This window comes from Slackia sp. CM382, from assembly GCF_000293015.1.
GTDB classification, from domain to species: domain Bacteria; phylum Actinomycetota; class Coriobacteriia; order Coriobacteriales; family Eggerthellaceae; genus Slackia; species Slackia exigua.
The window spans coordinates 65,314-79,981 of record NZ_ALNO01000001.1; the positions used below are offsets into that span (position 1 = coordinate 65,314).

Consider the following 14,668-nt stretch of genomic DNA (forward strand, 5'->3'; position numbering starts at 1 on the left):
CATCGAACCCTCTCCGACAGGACATGCTAAAAGGCAGTGCCGCTCGCTGCATCATCCCAAAGTATGAATAGCGCACGCCCGCCTCGAAGACGCGGCACCGATGATGATTGCGAGCGCAGCGATCGCACCAAGCGCGAGAGCCGCGATCGGAGTCGTATCGCCTGTGGCGACGATCTTCGTCGCACGCTGCGCAGCCTGATCGCCTGCAGCCGCAGGAGCCTGGGCGCTCCACACCGCCGTGAACGTATGATCGCCTTCAACCCGGTATTCATCTCCCGGCTGGTAACTGGAACCGTGCCATTCGACAAACCTGTAGCCGTCGCGAACGGGGGCTTCAGGCAGCGTGATCTCTTGACCTTCGCGCACCTGCCACACAATCGGATCTTCGCTGCCGTTAAGCGTGCCGCCATCAAGATCGAAGGTGATGGTGCGCATCGGCAGAGCATCATTCGTGATGGTCAGCGTTCCAGGCACGTAGACCACGTTGTACACGCCCTGAACGCTCTCGCCTGTGACGGTGATCCGGTAGACGCCCTCGGTCTCGCCTTCCTCACGGGAGAATTCGTAATCGACGGTATCGGAACCCAGCGTGCCGACTACCTGAGCGGTGAACTCCGGGTCTTTCGCGCCTACAGGCTTGACCAGGTTGTCGGCGGCCACCACCACGGTCACGGGCTTATCAGGCGCCGTCACGACAAGCGTGCCCTCGGCGGTCTTGGCGTTGTAGCCGAATGCGGACGCGCGAACGGTATAGTCCATCTCGCCGACGTCTTTGATGGAGGGAGCAGTAGCGCTCCACGTGTCTCCGCCGTCCACGCTGTACTCGAACGTGGCGCCGTCCACGTTGGCGGTGCATTCGGCCGTGTGGATCCGGCCATCGTAGACAGCCGAGTAGTTGCCGGCCGTGACCGTAAGCGCATCGGACGTTTCAACCGTCAGCGTGCCGATCTTTTCGCGTATGCGGTAGTTCTGCTCTTTGGCAGTCCCGTCCCACGTCAACGTATAGGCATCAGGCGTCGAGCCCGGATCGGTCAGGGTACCCGTGGCTGCAAGGGTCGCGGTCTCGGAATCTATCAGGCCGTCCATGGACGCCGAACCCACCAGCGGGCTTCCATCGTACGCCTTGGTTGCCGAAGCGGTCTCGATCAGCAAACGAGCCGGCTTGATCGCATACGTCGCAGAAGCTTCGCCCGTATACGCACCCGTGCCCGTAGCCGTCACCGTCACGCTGCCCGCATTGGTCGTGTCGCCGTCGTAGGAGAGCGTGTAGTCGGTGCCTGCGACAAGCACGCGGCCGCCCTCGCCCGTCACGGTCATAGTCTGCTCGTGCGGCCGACCGTCATACGTCACATCATCCGGGGCGATTACGTTAAGGTTCGAGATGTCGTTCTCCAAGACCGTGAGCGTGCCCACATCCACGTTCGTCCGGTAATTCATGCGGTTTGCGGTGCCGTCCCACGTCAGCTTGTAGCTGTTGGGAGACGATCCCACCTCGGTCTGGGTTCCTGTGGTTTTGAACGTAGCCGTTTCGCCCGCCGCAAGGCCGCTCATGCTGCCTTCGGCAGTGAGCGCAGACCCGTCGTACAGCCTGGCCGCACTGGGTGTCTTGATGGTAAGCTCTGCCGGCAGGATTTCGAGCTTGCGCACCACAGAGCCCGTATAGTTGCCTGTGCCCGTCACCACCGCACGAGCGGTGCCGGCATTCGTCGCATCGCCTGCAACCGTTACGTCGTAGTCGGATTCGGACAAGGGCGAAGCGGAGCTTGCACCCGCTTTCACATCGGTTACCTGGATGTCGGATTGCGCGACGGTATGTGCGCGGCCGTTGTACACCACCGGATCGACCTGGCCCACGGACACGCGCGATGCATCGCGAAGCGAAGCCGGCGCAACCGTCAGCGTGCCAGGGGCGAACGTCACGTTGTAGTTGGCGGACTCGCCGCCGGTAGCCGCAATTTTATCCTCATACGTGCCCGCATCAAGATCCGCGAACCCATCCGGGCCCGAAACTGCGGGAGCAGTGGTGAACACGCCGGCCACGGTATCGAACGAAGCCATTCCCGCATCCGCTTGCCGATTGGCGGGCAAGTCGGCGTCATATGCGAGCGCATATGCGGGTTCCGCTCCGCCGTACACACCCGTTGCATCGGCTGCCGAAATCACGACGTTGCGCTTGGCAACCTGCACAGGGGCTCGCGTCAGTGTAAGCCGGTAATCCGCCAGGTCATACGTGGTGCTTGCGCCACCTCCGCCTGCGCCGGCCGTGCGCCTGGCGATCTTGACGACGGCCGTGCCCGCAGGCGTCGCCGCATCCAAAGGCTGCGCTGCAAGCGCGTCGCGTATGCGAGCGGCTTCAGCGTCCGTGGCGTTGCCGATCGAAAGCACGTAGCGGGAAGGATCGGTCGGGATGGAACCGTACACGACGCTCGTCTGAGGTGCGCCGCCCGCTTCGTCCATCAGCTGAGACGCAACGGTGATCTCTTTTTTGGCAACGTCGATCTCGACGATCGCCTCGGCCGGTTCATACAGATCGCCCGTGCCGTCCGTCAGCGTGACTTTCACAAGAGCGCGGCCGGCATGCTTGATCGAAACGTTGCCCTCGTCGTCGACGGCGACGACCGCCTCCCCTCCGTCGTCGACGACCTCGTACGTCCACATGTCATGATCGGTAGCGGGGACGGCCTGGGCGGAAAGCTTGAAGTCGGCATCGCCATACGTCTTGCGGTACGATGAGTCCACGTCTATCGTGCGAATGCTCTTCTCCTTGTCAAAGGTGCGCTCGGTCTGAGACGTCACGTAATTGGGAGAAGCGAACGTGGCGCTTACCTTGTACGTTCCCGCAGGCACGTTCTCGACCGTGAATTGAGCCGTATATGTATTGCCGGTCGCCGCTGCGACATCGACCACGCGCGTTACGGTCGAACCCTCAACCGTGAACGTCACGCTGCCGGCAGCTTCATGCAGCCCTGAAACCGTGGCCGTCACGGTGGAAGCGGCACCGGAGTCTTGCGCCGTCAAAACGACCGTGGTCGGCGCAGGCGAAATCGCGAAGTCCTCGCTTATGCTCGCTTCGGAATAGTTGCCTGACGCAGCCACCTGTGCCGTCACGGTATAGTCTCCCGCTTCGGTCGGAGGAACGACCGCGTTGTACGTCTTGCCGGTTGCCGTATGCCCTCTATAGCTTAACCTCACGTCGCCGGGACTGTTCGTATAGACCTCAGGATGTACCGCCGGCCGTCCGTCATACGTTTTCGAGGGCGAATCCATGAAGCTGATGAACGTATCGATGGCTTCTACGTTGCCGGTATAGGTTGCCGTATGGTTCCAATAGCGCTCGTCATCCCGATCAGCGGCCGTGCTCTTGGCGGTAACCGTATACGGACCTGCCGCCGTGGCGGTCATATTGACGCTCGCGCCAGGAGATGCGGTCGATGCCGCACTCGAAACGCGTGCGGCGCCCGTGGACGTGAACGTCCAGCCCGTATCGCCAAGCGATGCATCGTCGAGGCTGAGCGTGAAGGGATTGCCCACGGTGATCTTTTTCGAAAGCGGAATGAACTCGGCCGTGCCGCCCGTCTTCAGCCAGCCGGAACCGTCCGTCTTGGTGGTGCCCCAGAAATACTCGCTTTCCGGAATGCCGTCGCCGAAACGCGAGTAGTGCAGGGTGGCGTGCTGAGCATCTGCATCGGACGCAGGAAGATACGACCATACGCGCGCACTATCGAAGTGCGAATACATATCGTTCGTCCCGTAATGCGCAGCGGTCGCGATGCCGTCCGGATCGACGGGCACGTTGGGCGCGATCGCCTTCAACGTGGTTTGATGCACGCGTTCGTGAGCGGAGTTCTTGGCACCCGTCAGCTGAGCGCTGATGCTTCCGCCATCGATGATCGGCGAATCGACGTTCCACGTATCGGCAAGAATGGTGCCGCCCGTTACGTTCCAGACACCGGTGCCCTTGTTTTCAGTACCGACGCCGCAGCCGATATCGTCGGCGCCGGAGCCGCCTGCAACCGCTTCGATATAGCCGCCGATCACCGTGAATCCGTTGATCCTGTCGTTATGCGACTTGCCCGAACGTGCGGCGCCCACGCCGATGCCAGGGCCTGCTCCCGCAGCACCGGCTCCGATTCCGCCGCCCTTGGCGTACACGTATCCGCCTGAAACGGCAACCGACACGCCTTCGGAGCCGGGCTGCACCGCCCCTTCGGTCGCTGCGCCCGAACCGATGCCGGCGGCGCCTCTGCCACCCGTTGCCTTAACGAAATTGGTGAACCCATGGTTGCTGGAAACTTCCGGGTCCTGGACCGTGGTAAGGGAGATGTCTATCGTCCTGACCGCCGCGCCGAAAGATCCGCCGATGCCCGCACTGCGATCGCCGCCCGTTGCCGTCACTTGGCTTGCACCCGAAATGGCAATCGTATGATCCATATAGAGGGAACCCGTGACAGCGGTCTCTCGACAGCCTGTGCCGATTCCGGCGCCGTCCCCTCCGCCCTTGGCGTCGACCACGCTGTCCGCGATCGTGATGTCTCCGTCGACCGAGCCGTTGCGGGCGCCGCCGATGCCTGCGCCGCCATAGCTTCCGCCACGAGCCGTCACGTTGGAATCGGCGATCGAGATGGAGCTTGTCTTGATTCCAGCCGTCTTGATGATGTTGGCGATGCCCTCGCTGATGTCATACACATCGAGCATACGGGTATCGATGCCGCCCGAGCCGATGCCCGCGCCCGTGTGCTTGCCCGTTGCGACAACCGTGGAATCGGAAATCTCTATAGGTCCGCAGTTCGCAAACGAACCCGCGCCGATGCCTGCGGCTCCCTTGTATTTGTCGTTGCCCGCAGTCGATGTAACGGTGCTGCCCTTGATAGCGATCTTATCCACATGCGAATTCCCGCCGCACCCGATGCCGGGAGACGCAGCAATATAGTAAACCCAGATGCCCTTATCAGGGGGCGGTGCCTGCACCTTGCTTTCGCCGCCGACGGAACCGGTGGCCGTCACGGTGGAATCGTGAATGGTAATGGAATCCGTGCTGCCATTATGTATGGCCGTGATATCGGAAGCCGCTTCATTGAGCGCACCGCCGTTGCCAATGCCCGGACCCCCGCTGATGCCGTTCGCCACAACGGTGGAACCGGTAATGGCAATGCTGCCGGCGCTGCCTTCAAGGCCGGCACCGATGCCGGTTGCGGCTTCGCCCTCGTCGTTTTTAGCCAAAACAGGCTGGACGGGGGTGGCCGTTATGTTGCTGTCCGTAATGGTGATAGCCCGAACGTCGCCATGATAGCCCACGCCGATGCAGGTTCCCACGTAATCCGTGTCGGAAAGGGAGATGGATCCGACATCGCTCCTTTGTCCGGTGGCGCCGATGCCCACTTGCCGACCCTTGCCGTTGGTTATGGCATATCCGTCCTTGTCGCGCTCTTGAGTCTCGATAGCGCAGTTATCGATCGTGATTTTTCCGATATCGCCATGTTCGGCGGTTCCGATCGCTGCCGCATGCGTGGATGGCGTAGCGGTGACGGTTGCGTTTTTCAGGGTTATGTCGCCGACATCTCCGCTGCCGCCGCCGATTGCCGCGCAGCAATCCGGATGGTCGTTGCCGCTGTTTCTGTAGGACGCGGCGTATACGATCAGCTTGCGGCCGCCGGCAGCGCCTTCTATGGTGATCGCACCGGCGGATTCCGCATCGGCAGACCCGATGCCGGACGCATAGTCGTCACCTTCGGCGTTTATCGTGCCTGTTCCGGAAATGGAGATCGCTCCAGACTCGTCGTTGCCCGATCCGATGCCTGCGCCGTCGTTCGTGCCCTTTGCGTTGATGGTGCCGCCGTCCATGGCGATTTCGATGTCGCCCGATTTGCCATTGCCCGAACCGATGCCTGCGCCGTTTTCTCCGCCTTGCGCGTTGATGGTGGCCGAATCTGCGGTCGAGATCTTGATGGGGCTCTTGCCCATCGGATAATTGCCCGCAGCGCCGCCGATACCTGCACCGGATTCTCCGCCATGCGCGGTGATGGTGCTTTCGCCCTTGGCGGAAATAGTGATGGTTCCGAGCTCTGCACCGACGGTCAAGCCGATGCCTGCTGCCTCTTCGTGCGCACGAGCCGTCACGCTGGCCGTACCGGATGTCGTGATGGAAATGGAGCCGACGCGCCCGTCGTCTTTGGGCGAGCCGTCCGAGGTGCCGATGCCTGCAGAATCGTCGCCCTCGGCCGTGGCGGCGATCGAGCCGCCCGTGATGTCTATCTCGATCGAACCTACCGAACCTTTGTATGCAGCGCCGATAGCCGCTGCGTCCTCGTGCGTGGTCTTGGCCGTCACGACGGGAGCGCCCGTGATCTTGATAGAGCCAAGGTCGGAGTCGCGGCCGGTACCGATGGCCGCGCCGTCTTGTTCGGGAACGTCCGCATCCACGGTTCCGCCCGTTATGGCGATGAAGTCGTTTTCGTCCCAATGGGCGTCGCCATTGCCGGACTTGTAATCGTCGCCCGTGCCGATGGCGGCGGCTTGGCCCGATCCGTGAGCGTTGATGGTCGGAGCGCCATCGACGTCGGAAATCACAAGCGCGCCGCAGCCCTCGTTATGCGAGCCGCCGATGCCCGCGCCGCCATCGGAACCGGACGTCCCGTTCTTCGAATCGTCGCGACCATGGGCATTCAGCGTTCCCGAACCCGTGATAGTCACGTGAGACCCCGCCGTGCGCAACGCCGCGCGACCGTAGCCATCGATCGCAAAGCCACGTCTGGCACCGCCCTTAAGCGTGGCGGTGCAGCCATCGTCCAGCACGAACTTCGCGTACGAGCCGCGCTCGACGTTGACGGCGGACTTATCTTCGTCCGACATATCAAGCAGCAGGTTCTGAAGATGCACTACGATCGGGTTATCCTCGGTACCGCCCTTGACCGTCAAGTTGTGGTCGTGGCTTTCGCCCCTGATGTAATACACATCGGATGGATTGTCCGCAGTGCAGTCCTTATCGGTATCGTCGAAGTCGATCGTAACGTCCGACGCCAACGCCATGTTTGGCGAAGCGGCCAGCATGAAAAGGCTCAGCAGTGCTGCGAACAACGCTGTTCTGCCCGTCTTGATGAGCTGCATATGATCTACTCCCGAAATGGTATGCCAAGGTCTTCATGAACTGCTGCACGCGTTTCCAGCATGTTCGCATGGGCTGCGGACGGCGGGTTTTCTTTATCGGCGCATGTGCTTTTCGAAAAACGAGACGACCCCGGCCAGTCTCTGCTGGCCGGGGGATCGGAGGCGGGAAAGCCCCAAGGGAGGGATAGGAGGAGCGAGATGCCGGCGCCGGGAGGGAGCGGCGCCGGAAAGGGATGCGCTAGCCCACCTGGGAGGTGTAGCTCTGGATGGTCTTGATGGCGTCGACGGCCTCGGAGACCTCGCACGGGGCGAGGAGGGCCTTGCCGAGCTCGCTGCCCATGTCGATGGTGATGCTGCCGTCATCGTTGACGGTCACGCCGAAGGTGATGGAGTTGCCGGAGAGCTCATCGGTGATGGTGATGAGCCTCTCGCCGTTCTGCTCGGTCGCGGTTGCTGCGCCCATGAAGCTCACATGAGCCATCTTCTCGGCATCGAGGAAGAAGATGCCTGTCTTGGAGCCGTCGCCGTTGCCCACGTAGTAGACGGTCTCGCCGCTTTCGGCGACGCCCATGTAGGCTTCGGTGATCTCAGAGGTGGAAATGGAATAGGTCTCGCTTGAGCTGCCGTTCGCCGCACCGTTGGAGGCGTTCGAATCCTGATTCATGGCGGTGTCGTTGCTTTTCTGTCCGGCGGAGGTCGACTCGGCGACGGGGGCGGTGGAATCCTCGCCGGCGTCGGAATCGCCGCAGGCCGTGAGGGCGAGCGGGAAGGCGAGAAGTGCGAGGGCGAGGGCGCCGGTGACGATGCGGTTCCTGGTGAGCATGATGGTTCCTCTCTGCGTGCCGTGGTTTTCCGAGGGCTGCCGCGCTACTGCGCTGCCGGGAGGAATTCTATGGAACCGCCGTCGCCCGTACATCATCCCAAAGTATGAGAGGCAAAAACGCGGAGCGTAGATGGCGCCGGGACGGCAAGACAGGGAACTACCCCCCCCCGTCTCGCATCGTCACACCAGGTGGAGACGACGGGCTTCACGGGCGGCCTGAACGCGCCTGCTCACGCCGAGCTTGGCGAGAATGTGGCTCACATGGGTCTTCACCGTGGACAGCTTGATGCCCAGAAGCTCGCCGATCTCGACGTTGCTCTTGTCCTGGCAGATGAGATGCAGCACTTGGATCTCCGTCTTGGTAAGGGGCTCCGTCAGCCCCGAGGGCGGCGACATGAAGTCGGGGTACCACAGCGCCTGAGCTCGGGCGCCCTTCACAAGGCGCGCCAGCTGCTCTTCGTCCACGTCCATCTCCTCGACGTGTTCCTGGATCTCGGTGAGCAAGGGAAGCACGGCTGCACCGTACAGCGTGACGGTACGCACGTAGCCATAGCGTTTCGCCTGTTCAAGCGCATCGGTGATCCATCGTTTCCAATCTCCCTTGCCGCTGCGCCATGCGGCGATGGCCGTGAGCACGCCGTAGTGGATGCGGTCGATGACGCCGTTGCGCGACTTCACATGCTCGTCAAGCATGGAAATGAGTCGAAATGCCTCGTCATAGCGCGATTCCGAGATATACGCCTGGCTTACGGCTCGGTAGATATAGCGATTCAGGAAGTCGAGCGGCCTGGAGAGATCCGGTGCGTTCTCCTCGACCCACGCATGGGCGCGTTCGGCCTGCCTCAAGCGCAGCCAGGCGTGGCAGCGCAACGCGTCGAGGTTCGCGATGATCCTTTTGCGCTCGGGAATCTTGCTCTGGGCAAGACGGCGCCTGTGGAGATCGAGAAGCGTCAGCGCCTGACGCGCATCCCCGCAGCACATGAGGTTTTTGCACTGGATGCCGATGGCGGCGAACTCGACGGAAGGGTCGCCTTTGCGCCTGATCTTGGGGAGGATGGCGTTGACCCGCGCAATGTACGGGGTGACGTCCTCGCCCTTTTCGAACTTGCTCTCGCAGAGGGCGATCTCGGTGCAGCCCACCGCGAGCTTCCCCAAGGCGGCTTCGGCGATCTTGCCGATGAGGGCGCTGGTCTTCTCGTCCGTGGGAACCCAGAGGCTGAGGTCGCGCCCTCCGTTGATGATGCTGGGCATGGCGCTTGTCATGGAGGGCATGAGTTCCGGGTCGTCGCTCGCCCTCACCTTCGCAAGAGCCCCCACGGCATCCGTGAGGCTCGTCAGGCAGCGATGAGGAAGCGCCAGGTCGAGATACGCGAGATTGGCATGGGCAACGCGCTTTTCGTCCCGCGTGCGCTCCGGTGCGCGTGCGTAGCTTTCGAGTTCGGCGTACCAGCGCTCCGATCCAATGGTGTCCACGAGCATCGAGTCGAGAAGGCTCATGGTGCGCATGAGCCTGGGAGAGGCGCATATCATGTCTTCGGGAAGGTCGTGGTAGTAGCGCTCGAGCTCGCAGTAGGTTCCGGTGCCGGGATTGAGCCGCGCGTGCTCGTCCAGAACCGCAAGCATGCGCACGCTGTCTTTAGCGCGCAGGCATAGGTCGAGCGCGTCGATGTAGTCGCCTTGGGCCACGTAATAGTCCACGGCGCGCTCGACTATAGACGAGCTCGCGGCATCCTCGTGGCGGCGCATGCGCTCCCACTGAAGAAAGCCGCGCATGCCTGGCTTCACGTTCCAGCCCTGGTCGTCGCGCGTGACGAAGCATGTGACGTGCTGAAGCGCGTCGAGAAGGGCCTTGCCGTCGGCTTCGCCGAGCACGTTCGCGAGAAAGGGCTCGTCGATCCTGTCCAAAAGCGGTATGAGCAGCATGAGCTCCTGGATCCTCGGGTCGAAGCGTCGGTCGAACTCGGACTCGAAGTAGCGCATGACCTCGTTGGTGAGGTCGGCCTCCCATGCATCCTCACCGTGCAGGATGTGCATAAGCGCGAGCGAGACCGCCAAAGGGTAGCGGGACGTGGCGGCGACGATGCGCTCGACCAGGAAGGGCGTGGGCGCAAGGCCGTTGGCCACCAAGAGACGCGCTATGTCCGTATCGGTGAAGAAGAGGTCATCGTTCGTGACGATGACCAGGTCGCCCTTGGCGAAGAAAGGCGTGAGCCATCCGGGCATGGGCGCGCGCGAGATGAAAACGAAACGCGTGTCGCCGCATTGCGCGACCACGGACGCGAGCGCTGCGCCTTGGGAGGCGGAGACGGCGTCGTGGATGTCGTCCACAAGGACGGCGTCATGCCCCTGCGCCGCTTCGACGGTGACGGCAACGCCGACGTCGGTCGTCTCGGCGTCGACCTCCAGCACATCAAGGCCTTGGAGCATTCGATGGGCAAGCTCGGTCTTGCCGAAGCCGAGAGGAGCGCAGATGAGCGCGATGCGGGTGCAGCACCATTGCGCCCAGAGGCATTCGTCGAGCTCTAGAGGAATCTTGTTCAGCATGGGCGTTCACTGTTTCCGGGGGACATGCGGCGCGGCGGCCGGCGGCGTCGGCGATGCCATCTGGACCCTCCGAATCTTCCAAGACGAGCGAGGCGCCCAGCCGCGGATGGTTGCCATGGTAGTGGAAAAGGCGCCGGGCGCCAAGCGCAGACGCAAGCGGTCGTAAGGGCGCCCCCGAACGGAGGCGCCCGGAAGAGGTCCTTCTACAGGTTGAGCGCCTCGAGCTCGGAAGCCGTGGCCTCGACGAGCCTCTCGATCTCCTTGACGTTGCCGCCGAAGACGGAGCCGATGGAGAAGATCCCGTGGGTCACGGTATCGAAGGCGGCGTTGACGAGCTGGTCGCCGACGCCCACCATCTGGTTCTTCTGGATCAGGATCTTGTTTTTGCCCTGAACCATCACCCACACCTGGTTCTGACGGTCGAGCGGCGGGAACACTATCACGTCTGCGAAGCCGTTCTTCACGAGCTCAGGCTTGCCTGCCGTGAAAGCCTCGTCCTTGATGCGGTCGAACAGCTCCTTCTCGTTCGCGAAGCTCTGGCTGGTCCTGACGGTCTTGAGCTTGAATCCAAGCGCCATGTCGGTACTCCTGTCCGTGCAAGGTCTTCGGGCGCGCATGGTGCCGCCCCGGTTGGACGCAGTGTGCAGGCTCGTCCGGCGAATGTCCTCATCCCAAAGTATGAGCTTCGCCCGATCGCCGCCGGAGACCGTGCGTGTTCCGGCCGATTCCCCGCTACTCCCCTGGATGCTCCTCGGATCCCTGCGCATGCAGCGCGTCCAGCAGCTCGCGGCGGCTGTGCACGTCGAACTTTCGATAGATATGGTTGACGTGCGCCTTGATGGTCCCCTGCGCGACGAAGAGCTCGCGTTCCATATCTTCCATCGATTTCTCGCGCGCCATAAGCTGCAGCACCTCTTCTTCGCGCGGCGTAAGGCCGTGCAGCTTCGACAGATCGGACACGCGCATGGCAAGACGCCCGGCGCCCGCATCCTCATCCGACGACAGATCTTCCATGCGGATGCCCCACTTCGACGATAGATTGCGCTCGGAGACGAATACCGCCACGAACACGACCATGAGCACGATCGTCAACGCGATATACGCCGTCGCGTATGCGCCGGTATCGAGCGACGTCGCCATCCAGGCGCCCGCCGCCCAGCCGACGAGCTCGACCAGATAGCGTATCCCCCGCTCGATCCCGTTTATCCAAACCGCGCTGATGCCGAAGCGATACGTGATGTTGCTCATGATGAGCATGATGAACATGGAAAGCATCGTGTATCCGGCGTCATAACAGAACGCCGTAAGTTCCCCCGACAGGGAAAACGACGACGACACGAGCAGGAACCCCACGATGAAGAACGGAAAAGCGAGCTGATAGACCGTATCGAAGTTGAACCACTTCGCCGTGGACAGCGCACCGAGGAACACCAGCGCCGTGACGGCGAGCGCGCCGGCCACGTTGCCGACGTTGAGCGTGAGCGCGGGCAGCGTGCCGAAGCCGCCGGCGAACGTGCAGGCCGACATCAGCAGGATCGGCTTCCAGGGAAAGACGCGCGTCGCATCCTTGCTCGTGGCGCGCGGCAGGTCGTGGGCAGGCAGATGGTTCATGCTCGCGCGCACCTGGGACAAGGATACCAGCGGCAAGACGAGCGCGAAGAACGCCAGGTATGGCGCCGAAAGCCCCATGAAGAGCCACTTGATGCACTCTCCCGCGAAGATGGCCATCGCATGATACACGGCGACGCGCATGGGATTGAGCATCCCGTAGAATTCCGCCCACATAAGGATGAGCGAGCCGAGCCCGCATCCCGCAAGCACGAGACCCGCCACCTTGAGCGCCGCGAGCGGCCAGATGAAGCAGGATACGATGACGAGCGCCGACCCTCCCGACATGAACAGAGCCGTGAGCGCACGGGCACGGCCGTTCGACCAGAGCGGCGTGATGCGCGTCGCGGCGAATGCGAGGACCAGCGAAATCACGCCGATCGCGCCTTCGAACATGAAATAGTCGAACGGACCCACCGTCGGGAACGCATCGAACCGAAAGAATATGGACAGCCATGCGCGGTAGATGCCGACGCCGAAGAACACGAACGGTATCGCAGTTATGCGCTTCGACACGTCCTTCCAGCGGCGTACCGACACGCGCGCGCGAGCACGTATGGATTCCAATGGACCCTCCTCCCGCACGCCATCATAGCCCACCCGTGGCCCAGAACGCCGAAATAGCCTTTCACCTGGTCGGGTTATTTTCGGGTTATCGATTTAACCGGCACGGATAATTGGCCACGCCGTCCTTCCGCGCTAAATTCCATGGCAACGGGCGCACCGCGCAGGGAGGCGCGGCAACCGATGCCCGACGGTCTAGAGAGAGGGGTCTCCCATGAAGAGGATGTCGAGAAGGTCGTTTCTTGCAACCAGCGGAGCAGCCGCCATCGGCGGCGCGCTCGCGCTTTCAGGATGCGGCGCCGGCGGGTCGAAGGCCGCAGGAGCCATGGCCGACGGCGCATGGGTCGGTTCAGGCGTCGGCAAGCACGGAACCTTCAACGTCGAGGTGGCCGTGAAGGATGGCGCGATCGAACGCATCAACGTGCTCGACGCACGCGAGACCCAAGGCATGGGCGACGTCGCCATGGAAGAGATCTCGAAGCTCATCGTCGACAACCAGACGCTGAACGTCGACGGCGTCTCGGGCGCGACCCTCTCGAGCGGAGCGTTCATAAACGCCGTGGGCGACGCCCTCACGCAGGCGGGCGCCGATGTGAGCGAATGGAAGACGCGTGCCCATGCGGGCATGTCCGATGCGGAAGATATCCCGACCGAAGCCGACGTCGTGGTCGTCGGCGGCGGCGGAGCCGGATTCGCAGCCGCGATCACCGCCGCCAATGCCGGCAAGAAGGTCGTCCTGCTCGAGAAGCTCGGCATCCTGGGCGGCGATACCTCCCTGTCCGGCGGCGAGATGGCCGTGCCCGGCAACTGGATCCAGCTCAAGCAAGGCGTCGAGGACTCGCCCGAAACGCTCGCCGAGGACATGCTCAAGGGCGGCGACAACGTGGGCGACCCCGAGCTCGTCAAGGTCATCGCCGAAGGCACGCTCGACTCAAGCCAGTGGCTCACCTTCGAAGGCGGCGTCTCCTGGGAACACGACCTGCTCTTCTTCGGCGGCCATTCGGTCATGCGCTCCATCATCCCCCAGGGCCATACCGGCTCCGAGATGATCGTGAAGCTCACCAAGCGCGCCGGCGAAATCGAGAACCTCACCATCGTGAAGAACATGCGCGCAACCGAGCTCGTCAAAGACGCTTCAGGCGCCGTCGCCGGCGTGAAGGCCGAAAGCCAGCTGTCGGGCGACGCCCATGAATTCAAGGCGAAGGCCGTCGTGCTCGCCTGCGGCGGATTCGGCTCGAACGTCGACATGCGCGTGAAGTACAACGCCGACATGGACGACAAGATCCTGTCCACCGACTCGGTCGGCGCGCAGGGCGACGGCCTGACCATGGCATCCGCCATAGGCGCCGAGCTCATCGACATGCAGTACATCCAGACCTACCCCACCTGCGACCCCGAAACCGGTGCGCTGCTCTACGTCGATGACATGCGCCTTGAAAGCCGCGCCATCATGGTCAACAAGGAAGGCGACCGCTTCGTCGAGGAGCTCGACCGTCGCGACGTGCTTTCGAACGCCATCAAGAGCCAGACCGGCGGCATGGGCTACATGCTGTGGAACCAGGCTGCGGCCGACGAGACCGGCCTGCTCAAGCAGCATGCCGATGAATACGACAACCTGGAGAAGCGCGGCATCATCGTGAAAGCCGATACGCTCGAGGAAGCGGCGGCCCACTTCGAGATCGACGCGGACGAGCTGAAGAAGACGGTCGAGCGCTGGAACCAATTCGCGAAGGACGGCAAGGACGCCGACTTCAACTATCGCGCCGACCTCTTCACCATCGATGCCGGCCCGTACTACCTCAACTCCTACAAGCCCGCCGTCCACTACACGATGGGCGGCCTGCACATCACGACGAATGCCGAGGTCCTGGACGAATCGGGCACAGCGATCCCCGGCCTGTACGCCGCCGGCGAGGTGGCCGGCCACAAGATGGGCACGAACCGCCTCGGGTCGTGCTCCATGGCCGACATCTACACCTTCGGCCGTATCGCCGGCGATCAGGCGGCCAACTTCGTCGGGTAGAC

Annotated in this window: 6 protein-coding genes; 1 reads left to right on the forward strand and 5 read right to left on the reverse strand. The window is 62.7% G+C overall.

Annotation, left to right across the window (positions count from 1 at the left end; genetic code table 11):
* Positions 1-51: 51 nt before the first annotated feature.
* The 5 genes from HMPREF1155_RS00315 to HMPREF1155_RS00340 form a co-directional block, all read right to left on the reverse strand.
* Positions 52-7,104 carry an MBG domain-containing protein gene (locus tag HMPREF1155_RS00315; RefSeq protein ID WP_009076123.1) on the reverse strand — a complete coding sequence of 2,351 codons (7,053 nt, stop codon included), beginning with the start codon at positions 7,102-7,104 and terminating at the stop codon, positions 52-54.
* 238 nt (positions 7,105-7,342) lie between these two features.
* On the reverse strand, positions 7,343-7,927 hold the full coding sequence (locus HMPREF1155_RS00320) for a hypothetical protein (RefSeq protein ID WP_009076495.1): 585 nt from the start codon (positions 7,925-7,927) through the stop codon (positions 7,343-7,345).
* Between the two features lie 180 nt (positions 7,928-8,107).
* Positions 8,108-10,471, reverse strand: a complete 2,364-nt coding sequence (locus HMPREF1155_RS00325) for a LuxR C-terminal-related transcriptional regulator (protein WP_009076376.1) — start codon at positions 10,469-10,471, stop codon at positions 8,108-8,110.
* Between the two features lie 203 nt (positions 10,472-10,674).
* Positions 10,675-11,049: a hypothetical protein gene (locus HMPREF1155_RS00335; protein ID WP_009075971.1), complete on the reverse strand. Its 375-nt coding sequence runs from the start codon at positions 11,047-11,049 to the stop codon at positions 10,675-10,677.
* Between the two features lie 154 nt (positions 11,050-11,203).
* Positions 11,204-12,646 carry a helix-turn-helix transcriptional regulator gene (locus tag HMPREF1155_RS00340; RefSeq protein ID WP_009075958.1) on the reverse strand — a complete coding sequence of 481 codons (1,443 nt, stop codon included), beginning with the start codon at positions 12,644-12,646 and terminating at the stop codon, positions 11,204-11,206.
* Positions 12,647-12,857: 211 nt separating this feature from the next.
* On the opposite strand from HMPREF1155_RS00340, the gene HMPREF1155_RS00345 reads away from it, so the two are divergent.
* A complete protein-coding gene (locus HMPREF1155_RS00345; protein WP_009076065.1) occupies positions 12,858-14,666 on the forward strand; it encodes a flavocytochrome c in 1,809 nt (602 codons plus the stop codon).
* Positions 14,667-14,668 lie beyond the last annotated feature (2 nt).

Coding starts and splice junctions, on each gene's coding strand:
- HMPREF1155_RS00315 (WP_009076123.1), bottom strand. CDS start 7,104: ATGCAGCTCATCAAGACGGGCAGAACAGCGTTGTTCGCAGCACTGCTG.
- HMPREF1155_RS00320 (WP_009076495.1), bottom strand. CDS start 7,927: ATGCTCACCAGGAACCGCATCGTCACCGGCGCCCTCGCCCTCGCACTT.
- HMPREF1155_RS00325 (WP_009076376.1), bottom strand. CDS start 10,471: ATGCTGAACAAGATTCCTCTAGAGCTCGACGAATGCCTCTGGGCGCAA.
- HMPREF1155_RS00335 (WP_009075971.1), bottom strand. CDS start 11,049: ATGGCGCTTGGATTCAAGCTCAAGACCGTCAGGACCAGCCAGAGCTTC.
- HMPREF1155_RS00345 (WP_009076065.1), top strand. CDS start 12,858: ATGAAGAGGATGTCGAGAAGGTCGTTTCTTGCAACCAGCGGAGCAGCC.